25 protein-coding genes are annotated in these 23,345 nt (G+C 53.3%); 6 read left to right on the top strand and 19 right to left on the bottom strand.

The features are described from left to right. Nucleotides 1-162 precede the first annotated feature (162 nt). Entirely contained in the window at nucleotides 163-399 is a 237-nt protein-coding gene (locus A6U95_RS09335; protein ID WP_024531219.1) for a DUF4060 family protein, read from the bottom strand. A gap of 90 nt (nucleotides 400-489) precedes the next feature. After that, nucleotides 490-792 (bottom strand): phage protein NinX family protein, encoded by a 303-nt coding sequence (locus A6U95_RS09330; protein WP_024531218.1) that lies wholly within the window; start codon nucleotides 790-792, stop codon nucleotides 490-492. A 110-nt stretch (nucleotides 793-902) separates the two neighbouring features. Between A6U95_RS09330 and fos the strand changes: the two genes are divergently transcribed. After that, a complete protein-coding gene (gene fos, locus A6U95_RS09325) occupies nucleotides 903-1,310 on the top strand; it encodes a fosfomycin resistance glutathione transferase (RefSeq protein ID WP_065684259.1) in 408 nt (135 codons plus the stop codon). An 87-nt stretch (nucleotides 1,311-1,397) separates the two neighbouring features. On the opposite strand, the gene A6U95_RS09320 is transcribed toward fos, so the two are convergent. From A6U95_RS09320 to A6U95_RS09310, 3 genes are all read right to left on the bottom strand, one after another. After that, nucleotides 1,398-1,679, bottom strand: coding sequence for a YebO family protein (locus A6U95_RS09320; protein WP_024531216.1), 282 nt, complete (start codon nucleotides 1,677-1,679; stop codon nucleotides 1,398-1,400). Nucleotides 1,680-1,777: 98 nt separating this feature from the next. Beyond that, complete coding sequence (locus A6U95_RS09315) at nucleotides 1,778-1,906, bottom strand: PhoP/PhoQ regulator MgrB (protein ID WP_226906714.1); 129 nt, start codon at nucleotides 1,904-1,906, stop codon at nucleotides 1,778-1,780. A gap of 135 nt (nucleotides 1,907-2,041) precedes the next feature. Further along, complete coding sequence (locus A6U95_RS09310; RefSeq protein ID WP_021181023.1) at nucleotides 2,042-2,281, bottom strand: DUF2766 family protein; 240 nt, start codon at nucleotides 2,279-2,281, stop codon at nucleotides 2,042-2,044. 169 nt (nucleotides 2,282-2,450) lie between these two features. Between A6U95_RS09310 and A6U95_RS09305 the strand changes: the two genes are divergently transcribed. Next, a complete protein-coding gene (locus tag A6U95_RS09305) occupies nucleotides 2,451-2,663 on the top strand; it encodes a YccJ family protein (protein WP_021181021.1) in 213 nt (70 codons plus the stop codon). 345 nt (nucleotides 2,664-3,008) lie between these two features. On the opposite strand, the gene cbpM is transcribed toward A6U95_RS09305, so the two are convergent. The 5 genes from cbpM to A6U95_RS09280 all read right to left on the bottom strand — a co-directional run bounded on the left by cbpM (nucleotide 3,009) and on the right by A6U95_RS09280 (nucleotide 8,544). Beyond that, nucleotides 3,009-3,311: a chaperone modulator CbpM gene (gene cbpM, locus A6U95_RS09300; protein WP_021181020.1), complete on the bottom strand. Its 303-nt coding sequence runs from the start codon at nucleotides 3,309-3,311 to the stop codon at nucleotides 3,009-3,011. Continuing rightward, nucleotides 3,311-4,231, bottom strand: coding sequence for a curved DNA-binding protein (gene cbpA, locus A6U95_RS09295; protein WP_021805649.1), 921 nt, complete (start codon nucleotides 4,229-4,231; stop codon nucleotides 3,311-3,313). The genes cbpM and cbpA overlap by 1 nt, the downstream gene beginning before the upstream one ends. Before the next feature lie 608 nt (nucleotides 4,232-4,839). After that, entirely contained in the window at nucleotides 4,840-5,646 is an 807-nt protein-coding gene (locus A6U95_RS09290) for a DmsC/YnfH family molybdoenzyme membrane anchor subunit (protein WP_065684258.1), read from the bottom strand. 12 nt (nucleotides 5,647-5,658) lie between these two features. Next, nucleotides 5,659-6,207: a 4Fe-4S dicluster domain-containing protein gene (locus A6U95_RS09285; RefSeq protein ID WP_024529732.1), complete on the bottom strand. Its 549-nt coding sequence runs from the start codon at nucleotides 6,205-6,207 to the stop codon at nucleotides 5,659-5,661. Between the two features lie 3 nt (nucleotides 6,208-6,210). Then, nucleotides 6,211-8,544 (bottom strand): molybdopterin-dependent oxidoreductase, encoded by a 2,334-nt coding sequence (locus tag A6U95_RS09280; protein WP_065684257.1) that lies wholly within the window; start codon nucleotides 8,542-8,544, stop codon nucleotides 6,211-6,213. Between the two features lie 217 nt (nucleotides 8,545-8,761). Between A6U95_RS09280 and A6U95_RS09275 the strand changes: the two genes are divergently transcribed. Next, entirely contained in the window at nucleotides 8,762-9,454 is a 693-nt protein-coding gene (locus tag A6U95_RS09275; RefSeq protein ID WP_065684256.1) for a helix-turn-helix domain-containing protein, read from the top strand. 101 nt (nucleotides 9,455-9,555) lie between these two features. Beyond that, nucleotides 9,556-9,942: a helix-turn-helix domain-containing protein gene (locus A6U95_RS09270; protein WP_024486415.1), complete on the top strand. Its 387-nt coding sequence runs from the start codon at nucleotides 9,556-9,558 to the stop codon at nucleotides 9,940-9,942. Between the two features lie 700 nt (nucleotides 9,943-10,642). Here A6U95_RS09270 and A6U95_RS31195 read toward each other — a convergent pair. Continuing rightward, the gene (locus A6U95_RS31195) at nucleotides 10,643-10,807 is read right to left on the bottom strand and encodes a hypothetical protein (RefSeq protein WP_166732779.1); all 165 of its coding nucleotides are present in this window, start codon (nucleotides 10,805-10,807) and stop codon (nucleotides 10,643-10,645) included. A 491-nt stretch (nucleotides 10,808-11,298) separates the two neighbouring features. Next, the gene (gene lysM, locus A6U95_RS09265; RefSeq protein ID WP_024486819.1) at nucleotides 11,299-11,739 is read right to left on the bottom strand and encodes a peptidoglycan-binding protein LysM; all 441 of its coding nucleotides are present in this window, start codon (nucleotides 11,737-11,739) and stop codon (nucleotides 11,299-11,301) included. A 224-nt stretch (nucleotides 11,740-11,963) separates the two neighbouring features. Between lysM and A6U95_RS09260 the strand changes: the two genes are divergently transcribed. Next, nucleotides 11,964-12,155 carry a YebW family protein gene (locus A6U95_RS09260; protein ID WP_021181014.1) on the top strand — a complete coding sequence of 64 codons (192 nt, stop codon included), beginning with the start codon at nucleotides 11,964-11,966 and terminating at the stop codon, nucleotides 12,153-12,155. Between the two features lie 85 nt (nucleotides 12,156-12,240). Here the strand turns inward: A6U95_RS09260 and A6U95_RS09255 are convergent, their stop codons facing one another. The 6 genes from A6U95_RS09255 to A6U95_RS09230 all read right to left on the bottom strand — a co-directional run bounded on the left by A6U95_RS09255 (nucleotide 12,241) and on the right by A6U95_RS09230 (nucleotide 20,052). Then, nucleotides 12,241-13,323, bottom strand: a complete 1,083-nt coding sequence (locus A6U95_RS09255; RefSeq protein WP_065684255.1) for a porin — start codon at nucleotides 13,321-13,323, stop codon at nucleotides 12,241-12,243. A gap of 578 nt (nucleotides 13,324-13,901) precedes the next feature. Next, complete coding sequence (gene astE / locus A6U95_RS09250; protein WP_065684254.1) at nucleotides 13,902-14,885, bottom strand: succinylglutamate desuccinylase; 984 nt, start codon at nucleotides 14,883-14,885, stop codon at nucleotides 13,902-13,904. A gap of 12 nt (nucleotides 14,886-14,897) precedes the next feature. Continuing rightward, nucleotides 14,898-16,238 (bottom strand): N-succinylarginine dihydrolase, encoded by a 1,341-nt coding sequence (astB, locus tag A6U95_RS09245; protein ID WP_065684253.1) that lies wholly within the window; start codon nucleotides 16,236-16,238, stop codon nucleotides 14,898-14,900. A 42-nt stretch (nucleotides 16,239-16,280) separates the two neighbouring features. Next, the gene (astD, locus tag A6U95_RS09240; protein WP_065684252.1) at nucleotides 16,281-17,753 is read right to left on the bottom strand and encodes a succinylglutamate-semialdehyde dehydrogenase; all 1,473 of its coding nucleotides are present in this window, start codon (nucleotides 17,751-17,753) and stop codon (nucleotides 16,281-16,283) included. Then, the gene (gene astA, locus A6U95_RS09235) at nucleotides 17,753-18,787 is read right to left on the bottom strand and encodes an arginine N-succinyltransferase (protein ID WP_065684268.1); all 1,035 of its coding nucleotides are present in this window, start codon (nucleotides 18,785-18,787) and stop codon (nucleotides 17,753-17,755) included. The genes astD and astA overlap by 1 nt, the downstream gene beginning before the upstream one ends. Before the next feature lie 50 nt (nucleotides 18,788-18,837). Next, nucleotides 18,838-20,052 carry an aspartate aminotransferase family protein gene (locus tag A6U95_RS09230; protein WP_065684251.1) on the bottom strand — a complete coding sequence of 405 codons (1,215 nt, stop codon included), beginning with the start codon at nucleotides 20,050-20,052 and terminating at the stop codon, nucleotides 18,838-18,840. Nucleotides 20,053-20,881: 829 nt separating this feature from the next. Between A6U95_RS09230 and A6U95_RS09225 the strand changes: the two genes are divergently transcribed. Beyond that, nucleotides 20,882-21,856, top strand: a complete 975-nt coding sequence (locus A6U95_RS09225; RefSeq protein WP_065684250.1) for an alpha/beta hydrolase — start codon at nucleotides 20,882-20,884, stop codon at nucleotides 21,854-21,856. Here A6U95_RS09225 and A6U95_RS09220 read toward each other — a convergent pair. After that, a complete protein-coding gene (locus A6U95_RS09220; protein WP_024529744.1) occupies nucleotides 21,853-23,262 on the bottom strand; it encodes a PLP-dependent aminotransferase family protein in 1,410 nt (469 codons plus the stop codon). The two genes, A6U95_RS09225 and A6U95_RS09220, sit on opposite strands and share 4 nt — an antisense overlap. Nucleotides 23,263-23,345: the final 83 nt, after the last annotated feature.

Genomic DNA, 23,345 nt, shown 5'->3' with positions numbered 1-23,345 from the left:
CTTATCCTCGTCCGGCTGAGTATCCAGGCAGCATTGCGCAAGATATCGCCAACCAATAAATAAACCTGCGGGCGTTTTAACACTTAACCTTTCAGGCATCAAGGATTAGCGCCCGGTAATCATTCACCGGGCCGGGAGGTTACAAGAGGTTTGCTATGCCAGCTAGCTTGGCATACCGCACAGTTTGCTGAGGTTACGTGCGCCGATCATCAGCGTCGCCACATAGGATTGACGGCGGGTGATGACCTCCACCGCCACGCGATCGTTTTGATACTTTATCAGGTAGGTTGAGGGCCAGCCTTGTCGGTGCAGCCCATAGCTTTTGGCATGACAATCGATCGCCGCATGGGCAATCACTAAATGTGAGAGATTGGTATCACCTTTGATAATGCGCTTCATAAAACAGTCTCCGTCAGCGACAGGTCCATTGTCAGAATAAGGCGGTGTCTCATCATTACGGGTCATCTACATTATCGACTAACATTTGATTTATTGCGCTTGCTGACTCAATAAAAAACAGATCATTGCGGCCCGCAACGGGCTATGACTACCGGCTTGCCACTCCCCTTGCTGGGTGATAATACTGGCTTGCCACTGTGGCTGGTCACTTTGTTCGGGAGCATTAAGGCTTATTTTGTTGGCGCAGATAATCGGCCAGGCATCGGAGGGGTTCTTGCAGTAGTCTTTCCCTTTCACGCCGCCGTAAGGGTACCATTTGTCAGGGTTTTCCCCGGTGATTAACGCAATGCTGCGGTTTACTTCGGCGTCGCTTTCTTCGTACCATCTAATCATTGCTGATATCCATCTTTCGTAGAGTTGGCGCTACATTACGATGCCAATACGACAGATTTATGACAGCTCGCGCGTCGTTAACATTATTTTTACTTACGGATGAATTGATTATGTTGCTGGGTCTTAACCACCTGACGCTCGCGGTAAGTGAGGTTGAGCGCAGTTTTCGCTTTTATGTGGATGTGCTGGGGTTTACTCCCAAAGCCCGCTGGCATCAAGGTGCCTATCTTGCATTGGGTGAACTGTGGCTATGCCTGTCACTGGATGATGCCCGAAAAAATGAGATGTTGAGCGACTATACGCATTACGCGTTTAGTGTGGCACCCGAGAACTTTGCCGTCATTGTGGAGCGTTTGCGCAAAGTTGGCGTACAGGAGTGGAAGAGCAATCACAGTGAGGGCGAATCTTGCTATTTTCTCGATCCCGATCGGCACGCGCTGGAAATCCACTGTGGCGATCTGGCAAGCCGGTTGGCAGCCTGCCGGGAGAAACCCTATCAGGGGATGGTGTTTTACTGAAACGGAATGGTGAGAAGGCGATCCGGTTAAAACTGAAACTGAGATAACCGACGTGTCCTTAACCTTCTCACCAAATGAGGTGCGCGATTAACGCTCTGGGATGAACCCTTTATAACTCAGTGCCGGGCTAAGGTCATCATCATAATCGTCAACCGATGCCTTGTCCCCTCGGGCGGTTTGCACCAACGTTTTTAACAGTGCCGTTTGCTGGCGCTGCTGCTCGGCGATTTCCTGCAACAGCTGGATCTGTTCGTTGGCACGTACGCTGGCGCGATTCACTATGAACCAGACCCACAGGCCAAGCAATACAGCCAACACCACAACGGCGATGGAAATCAGGCCGGACGGGCCAGAAGCTAAATCAAACATGGACAACCCTATCTACTCTACTGCCTAAACCAAGCCGATATAGTAACATTCCCACCAAGGCCAGGGGCAAGTTTGCGAAAAATTGTTATTTCGCCATGTTACCAGGGAACGATACGCGTGATAGAGCAAATGCCCAGTGCAAACTTCCCACCTTGATCGCAATAGCTATCCAGAGCCAGCAGATAGAAAAGCAAGCAGGCAAACAGCGTTGCCGCTATCACCAGCAGTTTTTTACGCCCCAAACCTTAGCAGCCTTATGATTATATTGTTAACCTAATCATCAATGCTAGCATAGGCAACTTAAACGAAGTTTAACCGGCCGTTTAGATCTCCCTGCCCATCTTGAACAAAAGATAACCCGGTTACTCGCGGTTAAACTTCATCTCAATCAGCGCAATCGCTTTTTCAATCGCCCGCTTGGTGATCGGGTCGGCCCCGGCCGGGTGGCTGCTAAAATCGATACTCTTGAGCTGGCTGGCCATCTTGTCCCGTACTTCGGTCGGCGCGATCACGTCGATCACATCCAGGATCTGCTTGATAACCAGTTGGCAGGCAACCAGATCGGAAACCAGTTCTTGATCGTTGCTCAGTGCGCTAGACATAATTTTTCCTCTGTTGATGTAAACGCGGCAAAGAATACCACGCCGTTTTACATTTTGCCGTAGACGTTCCGCCCTGAATTTTCGGCAATAATACGCATGCCTTGCAAAAACCAGCAGCAGAATTGTGGCCTATACTAGGCTGTGCCTCACACTCAACAGGAGAGCAGTCATGGCAAATCATAATGTGAAATCTTGGGCGACAGTGCGTGAAACCTCGGTAGAAATTGCCGAAGCGATCTTTGAGTTGGCCGGTAACGACGAGGTTTTGGCGCAAAAAATTTGGGAAGAAGGCAGCGATGAAGTGCTGCCGCTGGCGTTCAGTAAAACCGAAGCCGACCAACTGTACTGGGGCGAAGAAACCATCGAGCGTAAAAACGTCTGACGCCCCTCACCCCAACCCTCTCCCACAGGGAGAGGGAGCTGTTTGCCCCTGCCCATTTGGCACTAAAGAGGTCATATCAGCAAACTCGATCACCCCTTAGTCCAAGGTGAGTCAGCCGATGCTCAAGATGAATCACTACACTTTCACCCGACTCGATCGGTCCCCTCTCCCTGTGGGAGAGGGTGCTGTTTGCCCCTGCCCATTTGGAGCTAAAGAGGTCATATCAGCAAACTCGATCACCCTTTAGTCCAAGGTGAGTCAGCCGATGCTCATGATGAATCACTACACTTTCACCCGACTCGATCGGTCCCCTCTCCCTGTGGGAGAGGGCTAGGGTGAGGGGCATCACTCTGCGATAAAGCGCTCAAGACGATGACGTAGCTGAGCGTTCTCCCTGCGCAACTGTTCAATCTCATCAAGCAGCGTTAGCGCTACCGCAATGCCGGGCCAATCCAGAGCCAGTTCACGTTGCAGACGCTGGGCGCGATTAAACGCCGCCACCGCCCCATCATCAAACAGCCAATCATCCACCGTCAGATCGCGGGGCTGGATCACTCCCAACCCCACCACCTCGGCCAGTTCGCTTTCCGTTACGCCGGTATGCAGGCAAAACTCGGTAATGGTGAGGGTTATCTGTAGCTTGGCCATTATGCTTTACTCCATTGCGTACGAGGATCGAAGGCCTGATTCGCCTCGGCCAGTCGTTGCCAGAGTGCGGCGCTGTCTGCATCAGGTTTGGCAGGCATGACAATCTTGATCACCGCATACAAATTACCGGTCTCTTTTTTACTGACCAGCCCCTTCCCTTTGACGCGTAGACGCTGCCCGGTCTGACTCCCCGCAGGGATGGTCAACAGGATATTGTCCGCCAGCGTGGGGACAGAAACCTTGGTGCCTAACGCCGCCTCCCAAGGTGCCAAGGGCAGAACGATTTCCAGATCGTGCCCGATCACCTCAAACAACGGATGCGGTGCCAACTGAATAATCAGGTACAAATCGCCATTGGCTCCGCCAGCCATACCCGGCACACCTTGGCCTTTCACGCGGATACGCTCCCCGTCTGCCACGCCCGCCGGGATTTTCACGTTCAGCGTTTTAGCGATCTCTTTCTCTGTCTGACCAAAGGCGTTGTACACTGGCACCTTATAGCTCAGGGTGCGAGTTTGCTCAGTGAGGGTTTCCTCCAGGAACAGCGCCACGCCGATCTCAACATCCTGCCCACGGGCCGCACGCGGTTGGCCCTGCTGGCGGCCACGCGCACGCTGGCCAAACATCGAGGAGAAGATGTCGGAGAAATCCTCGGCACCACCATACTCTTCACGCCGGGTCTGGCGGCCAAAGTTAGGCTCGTTACGATGCAGACGCATTTGGTCATATTCCGCGCGGCGTTCGCTGTCTTTCAGCACTTCATAGGCTTCTGCGACTTCTTTGAAGCGCGTTTCGGCATCGGGCTCGGTACTGACATCGGGGTGATATTTGCGTGCCAGGCGGCGGTAGGCAGTTTTGATAGCCTTGATATCATCTGAGGGTTTAACCTCTAGAATGGCGTAGTAATCCTTGATTTCCATAATGCTATGGTCTCTTTACTGTGGCCGGAAAGGTGGATAGCGCGTTGATACGTGAGCAAGTTGAGGAGATAAGACTCATTGTAGCGCCATCAAGCAGTTAGTGCAGTATGCGCATCACTTCACGCGGTGATTTAGCGTTTCGGGCTGATTTGTTGCGGAACGTGCGGGAATTACCGTGCTGACAAAGTGTTGATGACTCGGCCCATATCTGAGCCGGTCAACAGGTTGCGAGTGAATTTCGAGTTAACATTGCAGGTTCCGGTTGCTAGCCAGTTTCACGGTTCTTCACCTCCCACGCCTTGTGTGTTATTGACCATCATCACTGGCATTGCCAGAAAAGCGGCGACGCCCACGATCACAAAAAGAGTAATAATCACTGTCATTAACATGCGATCACCCCATCAACGTAGCGTTGTTACGGCTGACTCTCTGTTTTGGTTAATTACATTACTGGCCTGGACTACTTGGCATTTGCGGTAGCGGGCAAGTTCAGATTAGCTGGTTTTTCCGAATGCTGGCAAGCCCTGTATTGAAGCTTTTTTCTGCTGGATGTTGGGTCGGCCCGCCGTTCAGCGGTGGCACGGCTGGACCGACCTCAGTTTATTGCATCAGAACCAGGGGAATTGGCCCATGACGTTATGATAAAACAGCATACGCCCGACAATTTCCCCCGACACCATTGCCGCCCCGGCTATCACGGCCATCGATGGGGTCAAACGCGGGCGCAGGCTCAGCACCGCGAACAGCACACCACCCACCAACATGCTGCCAACCAGTTGCCACCAAAGCATGATCCCTTGAGCGCTGGCCCCGGCAATCTGGTAACGCCCCATCAACGTCGCCAACAGCAACAGACAACCAGCCAGCAGGCCATAACGAACCGTTCGCGTAACGGGCAAACCGCAGCAACTCAAATAGATCCCCAAGGTGGCGAATCCCAATAGTAACGCGGTACTCAGAAACGCCAATTGGGTCAGTGGTGTATGCCACAGCGGATGGCTGGCCATTTGGTAGTAGATTTGCGCCGAGACCAGAATGGCGGCAATCCCCACTACCGATGTGACGAGCCCTAATGCGGTGATCCAAGCCGACTTCTGCGGCCGCAGCCAGCAAGTTGCCAATAGCAGGAACAGGCAAATATTCAACAAGATAAAGGCGATCACCTCTCGGCTTAACCAGGAGTACGGCAGGCCCAGCACCGCCCGATAGGCCCCAAACGGGCTCCCTAGGTGCAGCAGTGATAAACTGGAGCCAACTACCTCCACCAGCCACAATCCCAGGACCAGATATTTCAGTTGCTTAACGGACATCTGGGATGTTGGTCGCAACCGATAGAGCGTCAAGGCGATAACACCGCCAATGCCCCATTGGCAAAGCACGGTAAAAAACACCAACGGCAGTTCATATTCGTTCATGGCAGCACCTTTTTATTTGTCCGCTGGAATAATGACCACGTTCGGGCCGCTGATGCGATGGTCAGGCAAATGATATCTAGCCTCCAGTACCGCCCAATCCGTTGAGTGGATCTTCCTTAACTCCTCGATATCACCAAACTTCAATACGCCCGCCGGGCAAGACGCTACGCAACGCGGCGGTAATCCTTCATCCAAACGCTCGGCACACATATTGCACTTGCTGGTTTTACCTTCTTGCGGATCGAAGACCGGGGCGTTGTACGGACAAGCCATAATGCACATGCGGCAGCCGATGCATTTCTCGTGATCCTGCACCACAATGCCGTCCGGGCGCTTATGGTAAGTATCCGCCGGGCAAACCTTCATGCATTGCGGATCGTCACAATGGTTGCAGGACATCGAAATAAACCCTTCCGAGTTCGGGCCATCGGTTTCATACTCCCGCACACGCCGCCAAAGCACGCCGGGTGGCGTCTGATTCTCTGACTTACAGGCCATGGAACAGGTTTTACAGCCGTAACAACGCTTAATATCAATCAGAAAGCCATATTGTTTGGTCATGGGTTATCCCTCCGCCCGTACATCAACCAGTGTACTGTTACAGCAATGCCCGGTACCCAACGCCTCTACGGCGTCATTGGTGACGTGGCTGCTGCTGCCTCCCTGCTGTTCCCACCAGCCGTTATCCAGAGAAACTACGCCTCGTTTGATATGCGTCGTCACTACGGCAATCGCACGATGCTCTCCCCGCTGGTTAAATACGGTGGCCCAGTCGCCGTGTTTGATCCGGCGCTGTTGTGCATCCTGCGGATGGATCATCACGTTAGGCTTATTGCGCTGCACCTCAAGGATCCATTCGTTCATGCCGTGGCTTGAGTGAATGCTGCGGGCCAGCTTGCGTTGTACCGCCATCAGCGGGTACTTGGCGGCCAATTCCGGCGAACCTTGCGGCGATTCATTCACTCGCAAATAAGTGACGACCGGCGAGAACGCCTTCTTCTGCCACTCTTCAATAAAGAAGTGAGCTTTACGGGTCGGTGTGCGGAACACCCCATTTTTAAATGGGATCCAGTCGCCGCTCACCGGTAGCACCGGCCCTTTTTTCAGCTGTTCCAGGGTGATACCGGAACCTTGCAGGCACGCATTGATGTAATGCTCAATTGGCTGATTAAACACGTCGCCAAAGCCAAAGCGTTCCGCCAGACGCGCAAAGATCCAATAATCCGGCTTGGCTTCACCCGGTGGCTCGACCGCTTGTTCCATCAGTTGCACATAGTGGCTACGCACACCCGCCATCAGGCTGACATCTTCAAAAATGGTGGTCACCGGCAGCACCAGGTCGGCATACAGCGCGGTAGAGCTCATCAGGTTATCGGCCACCACCACGAAGGGGACCTTTTCCAACGCCTTTCTGACCATATTTGTGTTAGGCAACTGGGTCATGACCCCCATGGTCATAATCCACCAGAATTTGATCGGGTAAGGCCGGTCATTGGCCACCCACTCGCCTACCTTGGAAACCGGTATCGGTGTGATTTTCTTCACCGCAGGCGCGGGTGGAATGATCGGGCTGAACTTCGCCATTTGGCGTGCTCCGCCCGCGTCACAGATCCCCGCTCCCCGCTTGCCGATATTACCGGTGAGCAAGGCCAGGTAGAATTGGCTGGCGGCCACGTAGGTACCAAATTCGGTGCGCTGAGCGCCCGACATATTTTGCACAATCATCGCCGGAGCGGTGGTGGCGTAGTCGCGAGCCAAACGCAAAATAGTGTGGGCGGGAATGTCGGTTTCAGCCGCAACCCGATCGAGGGTCCATGGCGCAGCCTGCTGGTACACGGTTTCAAACACGGTGCGGTAGCCGCTGCCGGTTGGCAGTTGATGCTGGAACAGCGCCGGGGTGATACCCGCCTGGTCATGCCGCACCAGGCTTTGGCTGGTGCAGTCATAAACCAGATAGCTTTCACTGTCGGTGGCATCGGCCCGCACCAATTGATCTTTGGCATCCACCAGATACACCGCGCCGGTATGCTGGCGCAGGAAATCCGCGTCAATATGCTGCTCTTCGATAATGATCTTCATCATCCCGAGCGCCAACGCCGTATCGGTGCCCGGCACAATCGGGATCCATTCGTCCGCTTTGGCGGCCGTTTCGTTGAAACGTGGGTCGATAACCACGATGCGTGCGCCCTGCTCTTGTGCACGCAGATAGTTTTTAAAATAGGCCTGCATGGTTACCGCTGGGTTGTTACCCCAGCAGATGATCAAACGGCTGTCGGCAATGGTGTCACGGGTATCGGCATAGCGTAGCCCCACCATTGGCATCATCGCCGCCGTCACAGCCGAGCAGCAGAGCGATCCGGCCTGTTTCACAGAACCGCCCAGATAGTCGAAGAACGCCTTGCCCATATCGTTCTTTATCGAGTCCATGTTGCCAGCATGGGTGGACAGCAGCAGCCCTTCGTTGCCCTGTTCCTTGATGGTGGTACGGATGTTCTTTTCGATTAAATCCAGTGCCTGTTGCCAGGTAATAGGCTCGAATTTGCCCTCACCTTTCTTGCCTACCCGCAGCAGAGGCGTCGTGACGCGCTGCTGGTGATAAACCCATTTGGTACGGCTGATGCCCCGCAGGCAACATTTCACATTAAAGCCTTCCGTCGCTTCAATCTTCATCAGCTTTTTCTGATAGACGTAAGCGGTCAGGTTGCAGTGCAGGCACTCCATCGCACAGGTTGAGCGAAAAGTTTGATAATCCGTCAGTTTTAGATGGATACGGCGTAAGGGTTCTTTTTGTTCGGATGTTAAGGAGAAAGCGCAAGGGGATATTGACGCCAGACCAATAACGCCCAGCCCTTTTAGCAAAGTACGCCGTTTGAGTCGGAGTGAAGAAAGTTCGTTCATAGTTTTTATCTCGGTAATTACACGCCCTGGTGTTCACTATAAATAAACCGAGTTAACCAATGGTATATTGAAGCAGATCAATCCACCTCAAAATAGTTAGTCCTTACGCGCTGAAAATGCTCCCGCTGAGGATGCCAGGATCTGGTTAACTGGGGCATTCACCGCCTTAAACTGGTAAAGTGATCGGATCGAGGTAATAGCAAGTAAGGTAAGCAGAATGTCGGAAGTTCAAGGCGTAAATTCGGTCGATATTGCCGTGTCGGTATTAGAGAGTGTCACCGCATTGGGGGGAAACGCCCGCGCTTCGGATATCGCCAAACACAGTGGGCTTTCGAAAAGCCGGCTGCATAAATATCTGGTTTCGCTGTGCCGTAGCCAGATGCTGTATCAGGAGCAGGAAACCAGCCGCTACTCGCTTGGCAGCAAGCTGTTGGCGCTGGCCGCGGCGGCAGGCAAACAGCAGACGCTGGCGACAATCATCAATAATGCGCTATGTGAGCTGCGCGATGAGTTGAACTACTCCACTGGGTGGGCGGTGCGCCAAGGGGGTAACATCTTGCTGACGCGCTACAATCGCAGCCATAAAAATATTGATATCGATTACCTTGAAAACACCCTCATCCCCATGAATGCCAGTGCGGCAGGCTATGCCTATCAGGCGTTTGATAGCTCTATTACGCCATTGCTCGAGGCTAAAGAGCTCGAAAAGATCCGCCAGCAGGGCTATGCGGTACGTTACAATGTTACCGAAGGCATCCCTGGGGCGCGAGCGATAGCCTGCCCGATTATCAGCCAGGATAACGTCCTGTTGGGGATGGCGATCACCATGGGGTTTATTCCAGACGATCCGGCAGAGATTGTCCGTCTGGCAGATCGCCTGATGGCGAAGGTCAAAACGATCCCGCTTTAACCGGCACGAAGGTGACAACCCGGGGCCTGTAAGGTACGCTAAGTGAGCCTGCCGTAAGCTCTGCGCTGCGGTTAAACGACAAAATCAATTGGGTAAAGTTATTGATACAAGAACATCACCTCGCACTAGTCTGCGCACTCAGTAAATGGGTCGAAACCCACTTGGGACGAGTGATCCACCTTGAAGAGCTGGCCGAGTATTCCGGCTATTCGCTGTGGCATATGCAGAAGCTGTTCAAAGAAGCGACGGGGATCTCGCTGGGCAAGTACATTCGCGAGCGACGCCTTGCCGGAGCGGTGTACCAGTTGCGCAGCAGCGAGGCTTCCATTTTCGATATCGCCTTGGATTTTGGTTTCGGCTCCCAATCACACTTCACCTACATGTTCAGAAAGCGTTTCAACATTACGCCCTATGACTTCCGCCAGGATCTAAGTGTCGATCTGCATATAGAACCTCCGCTACATATTATTCACCAGAAGATGGCGTGAGCAGCAGCGGGCTGTTTAAATGACGACAAAAGAAACGGCCCCAGAAAGGAGCCGTTGGCTGAGTATGCTAGCTATGTCAGGGTTGTTGATTAGTCATCCAGCGTTACTTTAGTGCTACCGCCACGAGTACAGCAATGCAAACCCAAAACACCGCCGTGGCGATCACAACATGGGATAATCTTGCATGGGAGAGTAATTGACTCATAAACACCTCGCTTACATCGGCAATAGAACTGACAGAGACTTCCGTACAGATTAGTCTTAGCTTAGCAGGGCTTGATTATTTACGACAGCCTGCTAATTCGGGGTAAATAACAATATTTGATTAACATCACAAACACATTTAAGAAATACATTCACTTTAATCATTAATTACGACTTAAATATAATTAAAGTGAATTTATTTAGAAAAGTTAACCAACCAAGTCCGCAGAACATGCTGCCTGACCATCACAAGCAAAGACCGTCAAAAAATGTGTCACCCCCTGCTACGCCTGAGCTGTAGCGGCTCTGCCATGGCGGAAAAAACGCTATCCAACGATCGTTGCCGAGTTAACGACACGCTGCCGACGAATAATTCGCCACAACCTTTATTAGTGGTTAAATCGCAGCTAGTGCGTTAAATCCCAAATAAACCAAGGCATATGGCAAAAATTTTTCATCGTCGAATCAAGGATTGCGGATAAACGCAGCTCTGGCCTCAGCCGCCTTTGATGTAACAGCTTTTGGCATCGACCTCTTGATCGATATGCCGCAGATCGGATAAATACGTGATGCCAAACAGGATCGACACGACAAGCAACACTGAGACCAATAAGGCAATGACCGCAATAAGCTTGGTTTCATCATGCGGATTGTGTTCCATTTTATCTCATAAAAACAGTAAGTTATTCCCACCCACTGTGTGATCGTCAACGTAAAAATGATCAATATGCAGCAACTACCGTCAACATTGTGATAACGCGTTGCGCATTGTCCATGGTTTTCCTGATGTTTGTTGTCTAATGGGGTGTTCACACCCTCTACTCTCTTATCGCCTGCCATAACGCCTTGATGCTAAAAAGGGGGTAATTCCAGGCTCATGTAACAGCCAAATTTACGCTGGCGATAACTAAGATTTTTCTTGCATGCAGACGCTACCAATTTTCTGCAACAGGGTCAAGATTCTCAGGGGTAGTCACCCGCATGCAGACTGGAAACATTCGTTGGATTTATCGAATTGCGGTTGGGAAACGTATAGGGGTGAACATCTGTATGAACGTACGCATTGGTTGAGGAATTTCAGCACAGCGCCCCAGATGGGGCGCCGGATTACGCAGCTCTAAGCTCGCGCTTCGATTACCCAGGCCTTCGGCATCATTGTGGGATGCGCAATACCTGGCCCGGATAGATTTTATCTGGGTGGCTTAGCATCGGTTTGTTGGCTTCAAAGATCTTATTGTACAGGTTGGCATTGCCATACATCTCTTTGGCAACGGCGCTCAGAGTATCGCCCTTCTTGACGGTGTAAAAGCGGCTTTCTGCTTCTGGTTGTGCTACTGCAACATTATCCTCTACGCCGCTGATACCTGCCACGTTACCTACAGCAACCAGAATTTTTTCTTTCAGTTCCTGGCTGATACCGTCCCCGGTGACCACAGCCTTGCCATCAACGACCTGAACATCCACCTTATCCGTATCGGGCAGGCCACTGTTATCAAGGTGCGCTTTCAGCTTGGCGCTTTGATCCTCAGCGTTACCACTCACCGTATCCCACAGTTTTGCGCCAGCTTCTTTGACGAAGTTAAACAATCCCATATTCGCTCCCGTTAATGATTGGATAGTTAAGAAATTTTAAAACTCATTAAGCTTAGCAGTACAGAGCGGAACTTCAATCCTCTTAAGGATGATTAAACGCTGCCATAATTCTGAAAATACCGTTTTTGTCTGGTCAATTATTATTTTTTTGTATTAATTAGCTAAATTCAGCCAAATTTTACCTACAATGGGGGTTGGAGCCTTAATGGGGGACGCGATAGGTTATGTACGCATTGGTGATGTTCGTTTGCTATCTGGATGGCGGCTGTGCCGACATCGTCGTCGACGTGCTGCGTGATGAGCATCAATGCCTGGTAGCAATGAAAGAACAACGGTTACGCCATGCAGGCTGTTTTCCGATCGAGGACTTTATCGACGGCTTCTGGCTGCCTGCCAGCGAGTACGCTCCTTTCTGAACCCTCAAGCCAAACCGAAAAAGGCAGAGCTTGCGCTCTGCCTTTTGGACCACGTTCCGACACAGGAATGAGGTTTGAATACAACTTAGAAACGGTAGGTCAAACTGGCTGCCACGATGTTGTCAGTATTCAGTTTCAGCTTGTTATCGTCATTCAGCTGGTTGATTTTGTAATCAACGTAGGTGTACATGTTTTTGTTGAAGTAGTAAGTCGCGCCGATATCGATATATTTCACCAGATCGACATCACCAATGTTCTCAATGTCTTTACCCTTGGACTGCAGGTAAGCCAGTGATGGGCGCAGGCCATTTTCGAACTGATATTGCGCGACCACTTCAAAGTTTTGCGTCTTGTTGGCAAAGCCAGCAGCGCTGTTAACCGTGATCGGGGTCATGTTGCGGGTTTCAGCATACATAGCCGCCAGATACACCTGGTTGGCGTCATACTTGAGCGCCGTAGTCCAGGCCGTCGCGCTGTCGCCTTTACCGTATTGAACTGCCTTCTGAGCTTGCGTACGGTTAGAATCAGAGAAGGCTACCGCAGCACCAATGCCGCTACCGCCGATGTCCTGATAGTCCACAGACATACCATAGCCATCACCGTTCTGCTTGTGGATGTTACTGCGGTCATTCTCGTTCTTACCCTGATACTGCAAGGCGATATTCAGACCATCAACCAGACCGAAGAAGCTGCGGTTACGGTAGGTAGCCAGGCCAGTAGAACGGCCATTCATGAAGTTATCTGTGTAGGTATAGGTATCGCCGCCAAACTCCGGCAGCATATCGGTATACGACTCTACATCGTAAACCACACCGTAGTTACGGCCATAGTCAAAGGAACCGTAGTTGGCGAATTTCAGGCCAGCGAAGCCCAGACGAGTTTTGGTGCCTTCGGTACCCGCTGACTCAGCGTGGTTAGCCTGGACGTTGTATTCCCACTGACCGTAACCCGTCAAATCGCTGTTAATCTGCGTTTCGCCTTTAAAACCAAAACGCACATAGGTCGCATCGCCATCGGCAGATTTGTTATCGCTGAACAAGTGCTTGGCGTTAACACGGCCGTACAGGTCGAGTTTATTGCCATCTTTGTTGTAGATTTCGGCCGCATTGGCCATTGAGGCGGCGGTGGCAAGAACAACCGCCAGGGCTACTACACTGCGTTTCATCATTTATTTTCCTAGATTTTATTAAAAGCTGCCCGTCACGCCCAATTTATGCTTTGGGCTGTGATTTTTATCATTTTGTTTTTTATCTACGCCCCTTAATAAAGCGCCATGTGACATTAGCATCATGAATAAAAACTTAAAATAAAAAAGTTCATGAAACAGTGCGCATAAAGCATGTTTATTTGTAACTAAATATTACATAAAAGTGCCATTCTAATATAATGATTTAAATAGATATTTAATGAATAAGCCATAACACTCACGTTGAAAAGCACCAAAATGGTGCAATCACGTTTCATTTTGTGTGATTAACCTACGATTTTGAATAACCACAAAATTAGCATGCTAATCAATAACGTTACTTATTTCACACTTTTAACTTATATCAATCTGATTAGCGGAAATGGTGCGAATAACTCTATCTTTAATCTGTTTTTTACTCATTGGGCTAAATCATAGCGAGTAATGGCACGTAACAGGCAAAATACCCTATCAACTGATTAAATAAATTACGCTATTAAGGTTTGAAAGGAAAAGTGTCGCCACAGGTCACCTACCTGTGGCGTAATAAACGGGTGAGATTAAAACAGGGTACTACGCGGGACTTCGGTCAACATCATGCCTGCACGTAACCCCAATGCCACCTTGGGGTTGGGAAACAGGACCCACTCCTTTTCATGCTGCACCCGATAGCTTTCCCCCGGCTGCTCATACAGTAAAGTGCCCTGCGGCAGAGAGGTAAAATTGGCAGTATCGTCACTTAAATAGAGTTTGAACGATTCACTGCGTTTAATCAGCGACCGCTCGACACGGAACACCCGAATCGGAGCCTCCCCCCGCAAAGGGAGGGATTGCCCGCAGACCAGCGCCTGCAGCGCTTTATTGATAGCGGAAAACTGCTGCAGATCGTTGCTGCCAAAGGGACGCGCCTTGCCCAATTCGAGGGTACAACTGGCCGCCTGCGCATGCTCGCTGGAAAAGTGGCTGAACGTGCCGCCGGGCGCCTGGTGTATCACCAGAGCATCCAACTCGGCGGCGTCTAGTAACGCCAACATCTCGGGGCTGTAACTTTGTGGTTGATAGGGCAGGATACCAAAGCGTGGCAGCAACGATCCGCGGATCGCCGTGTGCAGATCGTAATGAAAGCGGGTGGCCTGCTCCCCGGCAAAGAAATTGCTGACCGCTTGTTCTAACTGCTGCGCCCGCGCCGTTTCGCCAGAGGACTCAAACTGCCGATAGCGCCCACCAAACATGCGATTCATATCACTTGCCAGATAACGTTGATTGGTTCGCATCGCCGGTGGATTGCCCAACACCACCAGCAAGCGCACCGCCAATGGCCGCACGCCTGCGAAGATCTCGTTCACTAGCCGGTCAAGCAGTTCGATCGGCGCCGTTTCATTGCCGTGAATACCGGCAGAAAGCACCACGGCTTGCCGATAGCCTTGCTGTGGACTGAGCTCCAATAGCCCTTCCCCCAGCCACTTCCAGCGCAGTGCAGCGTTTTCACCCTGGGTGGTGGCGGGTTGCGTTCCTGCCAACGTCAGAGCCAATAAATTGTTCACTATTGCCTCCGGTTACTGTTGGAACGGGTAAACATTACCCAGCCCAAGGATAGAAGTCAGGGCATCCAGCGCCGCACGCCCTTCATGCAGCAGTTGCGGGTCTGCCAGATCCTCCTGTACCAAGCGATCGCGGTAATAGCGGTCTACCCAGTCGTTCAGGGTGGCGAAAAGCGTATCGTTCATCATCACCCGTGGGTTCACCGCCCTCAACTCGGCACCGTTCAGCGCCACGCGTAAACGCAGGCAAGCCGGGCCACCGCCGTTGCGCATACTTTCGCGCAGGTCGAACACCTTGATCTCGTCGATTGGCCCACCGCTGGCCACCATCTCCGACAGATAATGCCAAACGCCCGGATGCTGGCGGGACTCTTCCGGCACCACGATCATCATCTTGCCATCGGCTTTGGTCAGGATCTGGCTGTTAAACAGGTAGGTCGCCACCGCATCCCCTACGCTGACACGGGAGGTTGGCACTTCTATCGCCACCAGCTCCGTCTCCAGCGACGCCATCTTACGGCGGATTTGATCCAGCCCCTGCTGCTGGTGCAGGAACGCCTGCTGATGATGGAACAGCACCTGCTGATTGCTGACGGCGATCACGTCGTTATGAAAAACGCCCTGGTCGATCACCGCCGGATTTTGTTGCAGAAATACCGTGTGTTGCTCGTGCAACTGATGCAGACGGGCGATCGCCTCACTGGCCTCGCGCGTCTGGCGAGCCGGGTAACGCGTGGGAGCACTTTCCCCGCCAAACTCCTGCTTTCCATACACAAAAACCTGCACCCCGCGTTTGGCATAGTCGCCCCCAAGGCGGTTATGGTTGGCGGCGCCCTCATCCCCAAAGAGTGCCACCTGCGGTAAGGCATCATGGTGAGCAAAGTATTGCTCATCTTTGAAGATGGCACGCAGCACGCTGGAGGTGGTTTCGGCCTCAATCGCGCGATGGAATTTGTTATTCAGGTTGGCGGCGGTGAAATGCACTTTACCATCCTGACTGTCTGGCGAAGGTGAAACCGTCGCGGCATTGGCCGTCCACATGGATGAAGCCGAACTAAGCGCCGAGAGCAGGCGCGGTGAGGTGCGCATCGCCTGGGCCAGTACGCTTTCGTCGCTGCCGCTGAAGCCCAATTTACGTAGCGTAGGGAGATGAGGCCGTTCCTGCGGTGGCAACACGCCCTGCTGGAAGCCCATATCTGCCAGCGCTTTCATTTTCAGCAGCCCCTGCTTTGCCGCCAGCTTGGGGTTCGACACGCTGTTACGGTGCTGCGTCGAAGCCTCGTTGCCAAACGACAGCCCGGCATAGTGGTGCGTCAAGCCAACCAACCCATCAAAATTGACTTCATATCCGGACATTTTGCTCTCCTGTAGACTGCGAACGGTAATGCCTGGGGCAGATCAGTTAAATATCAGGCCCGGTGACAGGCTGGTTGGCAGCGTCAGACTGGCACTTTCCAGCGAAGCCATCGGCCAAGCGCAGTAATCTGCCGCATAGAACGCACTTGGACGATGGTTGCCGGAAGCTCCTACACCACCGAAAGGTGCCGCACTAGAAGCCCCGGTCAGCGGCTTGTTCCAGTTGACAATACCGGCTCGCGCCTCCAGCAACAGCCGTTCGAACTGCTCCCGCTGCGGGGACACCAGACCAACAGACAGGCCATAGCGCGTGTTATTAGCCATGCGCAGCGCCTGGTCGAAATGGTCGTAACGAATGATCGTGGTCAGCGGGCCAAAATATTCTTCGTCTGGCACGTCCGCCACGCCGGTCACATCGATAATGCCAGGGCTTAATAACGCGCTGCCGCTCTCCAGCGATTTCATGGTCAATAAGGCTTTGCCGCCCAATGCCAACAGATGGTGCTGAGCTGCCAGCATGTTCTCTGCCGCAGCGGAGGAAATCACCCCGCCCATAAACGGCTGAGGTTCAGCATCCCAACGGCCGATACGCAGCGTAGATGCCACCTGAACCAGGCGTGTAATAAAGGCATCGCCCTGCGGCCCGTTTTTCACCAAAATACGACGAGCACAGGTACAGCGCTGTCCGGCAGAAATAAACGCCGATTGAATGGCCAGATTCACCGCCGCGTCACAATCTTCTACCTGTTCGACGATCAGCGCGTTGTTGCCCCCCATCTCCAACGCCAGGATCTTTTCTGGCTGACCGGCCAATTGGCGATGCAGGTGATAGCCGGTGCCAGCACTGCCGGTAAACAGCAGCCCATCAATATCGGCACAGCTTGCCAAGGCCTCACCGGTTTCACGTCCACCTTGCACCAGATTGATCACCCCATTCGGCAAACCCGCCTGCAGCCACAGCTGTAACGTCACCTCCGCCGTCAACGGCGTCAATTCGCTGGGTTTGAACACCACGCAGTTGCCCGCCAGCAGCGCCGGAACGATATGCCCATTCGGTAAGTGACCAGGGAAGTTATACGGGCCAAACACCGCCAGCACGCCATGCGGCCGATGGCGTAACACCGAGGCTCCGTCGGCCATCGCCGTTTCCGTCACCCCAGTACGCGCCTGATAGGCCTGTAATGAAATGCCCACCTTGCCAATCATCGCCTGGACTTCGGTCAAGGTTTCCCAGCGAGGTTTACTGGTTTCACGGCTGATGGTCTCGGCCAGATGTTGTTTATGCTCTTCCAGCAACGCCGCGAAGCGTTTTACCAACTGTTCGCGCTGTGCAAACGGCGTGCGCGCCCAAGCAGGAAAAGCCTCGCGTGCAGCTGTGCAGGCCGCAGTCACGTCGTCAATATTAGCCGAATTGGCTTGCCACAGCGGCAGGTTATCCAACGGATCGGTTTTGCTGAATTCAGCGCCCCGGCCAGCCAGCCAGACGCCATTAATTAACAATGCAGGATGCGACATTACACTTTCTCCTGAGCGATAAGCTTGATGACCCGTACCGGGCTCCCCTGTTCGACGCCCAGCGCCGCAGCCGTCTCGGCGTTGATACGCAGGCGATCATCATGCAGTTGGGCATGTACCAACAGGGCGCGATAATTCTGATAGTTGTCGTTGGCCACCAGGTAGGCCGGAGCCTCGCTGAATACCTGTGCATCATCCAGCACCACCTTCACCAGTTTGCTGCGCTTGACCGCGCGGATCTCGTCGATCTCGGCTTCCAGCGTCGGGCCCCCGTCAAAGATATCGACGTAGCCCTGGTAGCGCAGCCCTTCGGCTTCCAGCAGCTTGCGCGCTGGTGCGGTTTGCGGGTGAACTTCGCCGATCACCTTCTGCGCATCTTCGGCCAGAAAGTCGACGTACAGCGGGTGTTTCGGCATCAGTTCGGCGATAAACGCCTTTTGCCCGGTGCCGCTGAGATAATCCGCCTTGGCGAACTCGATAGAAAAGAAGTGGCGGCCAACGCTTTCCCAGAAGGGGGAACGGCCATTTTCATCGGAATATCCTCGCATTTCCGCGATCACTTTGCGGGAGAATTGATTACGAAATGCGGCCATAAACAGGAAGCGGACCTTTGACAGCAGTTTGCCATTCTCGCCATGGCGGTAGTCCGCATCGAGGAACAGCGTACAGAGCTCCGAATGGCCGGTATGATCGTTGCTTAAAAACAGCGTTGGCACCGATTTATAGACATTAAGCTGCTTTGAGGCATGCACTTGGGTACCCACGCGGAAGCTGTACCAGGGTTCAGTCAGCCCAACCGCGACTTCGATCGCGCTGACGCCAACGACCTGTTGCCGTTCGGTATCCTCCATTACAAACAGATAGCAGCGATCGCTTTGGGGAAGTTCGCCTTGCCAGGTTTTTAACGCCCGCTCAATACGTGCCGACAGCGTCTCTTCATTCTGCGGCAAAGAGGTGAGGCCAATACCGGATTTACCGGCGAGCGTCAGCAGGTCAGCCAGGTCACGACGCTCTATGGGGCGGATAATCATCATAATGCGAACCTCGGAAGTCATCGGCTGCGCACCGGGCGCAGCCGCCTTGATTAGCTGCAAATCCGCGCCACAGCACGCGCGAATCGCGCCAGCCCCTCTTTCACATCCTGTTCAGGGATGATCAGCGAAGGCGTAAAGCGCACCACGTCCGGGCCTGCGATCAGGGCTATCACCCCCTCCTCGTTAGCCAGTTGAGTGATCTGCTTGGCTCTACCGGCATATTCCGGGTTCAGAGCGCAACCAATTAACAGACCCGCCCCGCGGATTTCGCTAAAGATCGGATACTGTAGGTTGATTTCCGTCAGCCCGGCGATAAACCACTCGAGACGCTGCTTCACCCCATCAAGTACTTCCGGAGTGTTAATCAGCGAGAACACCACCCCAGCTACCGCCGCCGCCAGCGGGTTACCGCCGTAGGTGGTGCCATGAGTGCCAACGCCCAGGGTTTTCGCCAGTTTGTCGGTGGTGATCATCGCCCCAATCGGGAAACCGCCGCCCAACGCCTTGGCAGTGGTCAACACGTCTGGCACCACCCCGTAATTCATATAGGCATACAGCGAGCCAGTGCGGCCCACGCCGGTTTGCACCTCATCAAAGATCAGCAGTGCGCCGTGGCGATCGCACAGTTCACGCAACCCTTGCAGGAATTGCGCTTGTGCCGGAACCACACCGCCCTCGCCCTGAATCGGCTCAACGATCACCGCACAGGTACGGTCGTTAATCACCTGCGCAGCCGCCCCCAGATCGTTAAACGGCGTGTGCGTTATCCCGCCAGGCAGTGGCGCAAAATCCTGTGAATATTTTGGTTGGCCCCCGGCAGATACGGTAAACAGGGTGCGGCCATGAAACGCGTTATTGAACGCGACGATCTGGTTCTTTTCTCTGTTGCCACTATCCAGCGCATATTTGCGCGCCAGCTTCAGCGCGGCTTCGTTAGCTTCCGCGCCGGAGTTGCAGAAAAATACTTTGTCGGCAAAGGTGGCATCAATCAGCTGTTTGGCCAGGCGCAACACCGGCTCGTTGGTATAACCGTTGCCCAGATGCCAAAGTTTGCCTGCCTGTTCGACCAGCGCCGCTAACACCTGCGGATGGGCGTGGCCCAGAGCATTGACGGCAATGCCTCCGGCGAAATCAATATAGGATTTCCCCTGCTGATCCCAAACCTGTGAGCCTTCTCCCCGCACCAAAATAAAATCCGCAGGGGCATAAACCGGGATCATCCAGTCGTCGAAAGACTGGCGGGTAACTGCGATTGGCTGTTCCATAATGACCTCATAACGTCAGCAAAGGCTGAATTTTGGCGGTAAGGACCGCTCTGGCGGCGCAAGACCGGCGAAAAAGCAAATTAACCCTATTATTCGGTGTCTTTTCCGGCCGACGATAATGCTGCTCACCGCCGCCTATTCAGATACAAACCTGTTACATAAAATCGGTTATTCACTATTAATGCCGCATTTAGCGCCCCGGAGCGGGGAGTAAATGTTAATGAGTAGTTAAAATACAGCCCATTTGATAAATAGTGTAGAGCAGCTATCGTGCCAGAACGGTTTTTTTGACGGATTTACTAATTTTTTTCGTTAAAACAAGGAGTTATATTGCATAAATATTCAATAATTATGCATTTGTAATGATTAAAGGCAAAAATAGGGCCTAAAATCATCAGCGACGGAGAAATCCTATTCAATCGCAAAATTCTTCCGCTTTTCTGATCCTGCTCGCAAAAATAATTACGTTAGATGGCGGTATCGGCGCCCTTTTGCACCGAGAGCGTGCAATGTGCCCTCATTTAGCGCAGCAAAATGCCCCTCTCCCACAGGGAGAGGGAACAGTTCGTGCCACAATTTATCTAGGTATTCGTCCTTTGGGAGGGGACCGATCGAGTAGATCTGAAACTGCGGTGATTCACCTATGTATGAGGAGGTGGGTTTGCTGAGAGGATCTCTTCACTTCCACCAGAGCAGGAGCTATCAGCTCCCTCTCCTTTGGGAGTGGGTTGGGGTGAGAGCACCATATTACGGGTTAACCTCCAGTCTTTGACTACACTGTTAAGCTACCCCCTACTCAATGTTCCTCCTCAACCTTAAGGATCCCAACATGAGCAAGAAAACCTTTGATGCCACCCAGCCCGCAGCGGTTAAAGACGTAGCCGCCTTTCTGGCGGAGTTGAATGCCAGCGGCGGCAAACCGATGGAACAGATGAAGCCGAAGGAGGCACGTAAGGTGTTGGAAGGCGCGCAACGCAGCGTGGAGGTGGTACAGCGTGAGGTCGAGATCGAAGAGAAAACCATTCACGTGGCCGGTCAGGACATCCTGTTGCACATAGTGCGCCCGCCACGAGTGAAAGGTAAATTGCCGGTATTTATGTTTTTCCACGGCGGTGGCTGGGTATTGGGTGACTTCCCGACCCACGAACGATTGGTGCGCGATCTGGTTTACAGTTCCGGTGCGGTAGCGGTATTTGTCAATTACACACCGTCACCAGAAGCCCACTACCCCACCGCCATTGAGCAAGCCTACGCGGCCACGGAATGGGTGGCGGAATACGGAGAGAAAATCAACGTCGATGGCAGCCGACTGGCGGTAGTGGGCAATAGCGTTGGCGGTAACATGGCGACGGTGGTCAGCCTGATGGCTAAAGAGCGAGGCACACCGGCACTGCGCTGCCAAATCCTGCTGTGGCCGGTCACCCACGCCAGTTTTGATCGCGATTCCTATCATCAGTTTGCCGAAGGCCATTTCCTGACGCGCAATATGATGAAGTGGTTTTGGGACAACTACACCACCGACAAGGCCCAGCGTAAGGAGATCTACGCCTCACCGCTCAATGCGAGCCTGGAACAGCTGCAAGGGCTGCCACCTGCGCTGATCCAAACCGCCGAGCTGGACGTACTGCGGGATGAGGGGGAAGCCTACGCCCGCCTGCTAAACGCGGCTGGCGTCGAGGTGACCGCCACCCGCTACAATGGGCTGATCCACGATTACGGCCTGTTAAACCCGCTCGCCCAGGTTCCGGCGGTCCATTCGGCTATTCATCAGGCCGGACGCGCATTGAAGCATTATCTGGCCTAGCCCAGGTTACGGATCAGCCTGGCCAAGGTCTTGATGGCGGTTTCAAGCCTGTCGCTCCACTCGAAAGAGGCGTTCAGGCGAAAACAGTGGTTGAAACGATCGCCGGTAGTGAACATTCGCCCCGGCGCAATACTGATGCCCTCAGCCAGCGCACGCTGGTAAAGCTCCATGGAAGACTGTGTCGCCTCCAGCTCCAGCCACAGGAAATAGCCTCCGTCCGGCTGGCTGACCTTCACCGTTGGCGGGAAGTGATGGGCGATCGCCTGATGCATGGCGCTTTGGCGCTGGGCCAATAAACGCCGCAGGCGACGCAGATGGGTATCATAGCCGCCATGCAGCAGATAATCGGCGATCGCCATCTGGGTCGGCACGCTGGTTGAAACGGTACTCATCAGTTGCAAGCGCTGGATCTGCGGCGCATAACGCCCTGCCGCCACCCAGCCCACACGGAACCCTGGAGCCAGACATTTTGAGAACGACGAGCAGTGCAAAATCTGCCCGCCCTGATCCAACGCTTTGGCAGGCAAGGGCCGCTCGGCGCTGAAATAGAGTTCGCCGTACACATCGTCCTCCAGCAACGAGATCTGATGTTCGCGCAGCATCGTCACCAGCCGTTTTTTATTCTCGTCCGACATGCTCGACCCTTGCGGGTTCTGGAAATGGGTCATCAGCCAGCAGGCCTTGATCGGATACTGCTCAATCGCCTGCTGTAACGAATCCAGATCGATCCCGTGCTGCGGGTGGGTAGCGATCGCCACCGCTTTCAGCTTCAGGCGTTCCAGCGCCTGCAACGCGCCGTAAAATGCCGGGGATTCAATCGCCACCGTGTCGCCCGGCTGCGTCACCGCTTGCAGGCTGAGGCTTAACGACTCCATCGCCCCGGCGGTGATCACAATCTCATCAGGGGACACCTGCATCCCATTCAGCGCATAGCGTTGAGCAATATGGCGACGCAATGCCTCGTTGCCGGGCGGCAGATTAGCAAGCGAACTGTGAGGCGTGAATTTCCGGGCTACGCTGCTCAGCGCCCTGGCCAACTTGGGTTGCATAAACAGGGTGGCATCCGGGAAAGCCGAGCCGAAGGGGACAATTTCTGGATCCTTACAGGCTTGCAGCACGTCAAAGATAAAAGCGTTGATATCCACCTGTTCGCTCACCAGCAATTTCTCACCCCGGATGGGCTGCGGTAACGCCTGTGAACGGGCCGCCACATAGTAACCAGACTGCGGCCGCGCTACGATCCAGCCCTGGCTTTCCAGTAGCTGGTATGACTGCACCACCGTCATCAGGCTCAGCCCGGCACGTTTACCACTTTCCCGCAGCGAGGGCAGTTTGTCCCCGGCACGCCATACCCGGTTCTGGATCTGTTCGCGGATCTGCTGGGCAAGCTGTTCATATCTGGTCATACAATTCCAACTGTTATAGGAAAAAGTAAAATAACTGTCACTGTTATCGTTACTCTACTCCATGCTCTACTTAGCGCAAGTTT

It is taken from the genome of Serratia sp. 14-2641, from assembly GCF_001692375.1.
Taxonomy (GTDB): domain Bacteria; phylum Pseudomonadota; class Gammaproteobacteria; order Enterobacterales; family Enterobacteriaceae; genus Chania; species Chania fonticola_C.
The sequence above is the reverse complement of the archived record's forward strand: the minus strand, read 5'-3'. Positions and strand labels throughout refer to the sequence as shown.

What these genes read in the sequence shown, in the direction of transcription:
- A6U95_RS09335 (WP_024531219.1), bottom strand. Translation starts at nt 399, where the DNA reads ATGAAGCGCATTATCAAAGGTGATACCAATCTCTCACATTTAGTGATT.
- A6U95_RS09330 (WP_024531218.1), bottom strand. Translation starts at nt 792, where the DNA reads ATGATTAGATGGTACGAAGAAAGCGACGCCGAAGTAAACCGCAGCATT.
- fos (WP_065684259.1), top strand. Translation starts at nt 903, where the DNA reads ATGTTGCTGGGTCTTAACCACCTGACGCTCGCGGTAAGTGAGGTTGAG.
- A6U95_RS09320 (WP_024531216.1), bottom strand. Translation starts at nt 1,679, where the DNA reads ATGTTTGATTTAGCTTCTGGCCCGTCCGGCCTGATTTCCATCGCCGTT.
- A6U95_RS09310 (WP_021181023.1), bottom strand. Translation starts at nt 2,281, where the DNA reads ATGTCTAGCGCACTGAGCAACGATCAAGAACTGGTTTCCGATCTGGTT.
- A6U95_RS09305 (WP_021181021.1), top strand. Translation starts at nt 2,451, where the DNA reads ATGGCAAATCATAATGTGAAATCTTGGGCGACAGTGCGTGAAACCTCG.
- cbpM (WP_021181020.1), bottom strand. Translation starts at nt 3,311, where the DNA reads ATGGCCAAGCTACAGATAACCCTCACCATTACCGAGTTTTGCCTGCAT.
- cbpA (WP_021805649.1), bottom strand. Translation starts at nt 4,231, where the DNA reads ATGGAAATCAAGGATTACTACGCCATTCTAGAGGTTAAACCCTCAGAT.
- A6U95_RS09290 (WP_065684258.1), bottom strand. Translation starts at nt 5,646, where the DNA reads ATGAACGAATATGAACTGCCGTTGGTGTTTTTTACCGTGCTTTGCCAA.
- A6U95_RS09285 (WP_024529732.1), bottom strand. Translation starts at nt 6,207, where the DNA reads ATGACCAAACAATATGGCTTTCTGATTGATATTAAGCGTTGTTACGGC.
- A6U95_RS09280 (WP_065684257.1), bottom strand. Translation starts at nt 8,544, where the DNA reads ATGAACGAACTTTCTTCACTCCGACTCAAACGGCGTACTTTGCTAAAA.
- A6U95_RS09275 (WP_065684256.1), top strand. Translation starts at nt 8,762, where the DNA reads ATGTCGGAAGTTCAAGGCGTAAATTCGGTCGATATTGCCGTGTCGGTA.
- A6U95_RS31195 (WP_166732779.1), bottom strand. Translation starts at nt 10,807, where the DNA reads ATGGAACACAATCCGCATGATGAAACCAAGCTTATTGCGGTCATTGCC.
- lysM (WP_024486819.1), bottom strand. Translation starts at nt 11,739, where the DNA reads ATGGGATTGTTTAACTTCGTCAAAGAAGCTGGCGCAAAACTGTGGGAT.
- A6U95_RS09260 (WP_021181014.1), top strand. Translation starts at nt 11,964, where the DNA reads ATGTACGCATTGGTGATGTTCGTTTGCTATCTGGATGGCGGCTGTGCC.
- A6U95_RS09255 (WP_065684255.1), bottom strand. Translation starts at nt 13,323, where the DNA reads ATGATGAAACGCAGTGTAGTAGCCCTGGCGGTTGTTCTTGCCACCGCC.
- astB (WP_065684253.1), bottom strand. Translation starts at nt 16,238, where the DNA reads ATGTCCGGATATGAAGTCAATTTTGATGGGTTGGTTGGCTTGACGCAC.
- astD (WP_065684252.1), bottom strand. Translation starts at nt 17,753, where the DNA reads ATGTCGCATCCTGCATTGTTAATTAATGGCGTCTGGCTGGCTGGCCGG.
- astA (WP_065684268.1), bottom strand. Translation starts at nt 18,787, where the DNA reads ATGATGATTATCCGCCCCATAGAGCGTCGTGACCTGGCTGACCTGCTG.
- A6U95_RS09230 (WP_065684251.1), bottom strand. Translation starts at nt 20,052, where the DNA reads ATGGAACAGCCAATCGCAGTTACCCGCCAGTCTTTCGACGACTGGATG.
- A6U95_RS09225 (WP_065684250.1), top strand. Translation starts at nt 20,882, where the DNA reads ATGAGCAAGAAAACCTTTGATGCCACCCAGCCCGCAGCGGTTAAAGAC.
- A6U95_RS09220 (WP_024529744.1), bottom strand. Translation starts at nt 23,262, where the DNA reads ATGACCAGATATGAACAGCTTGCCCAGCAGATCCGCGAACAGATCCAG.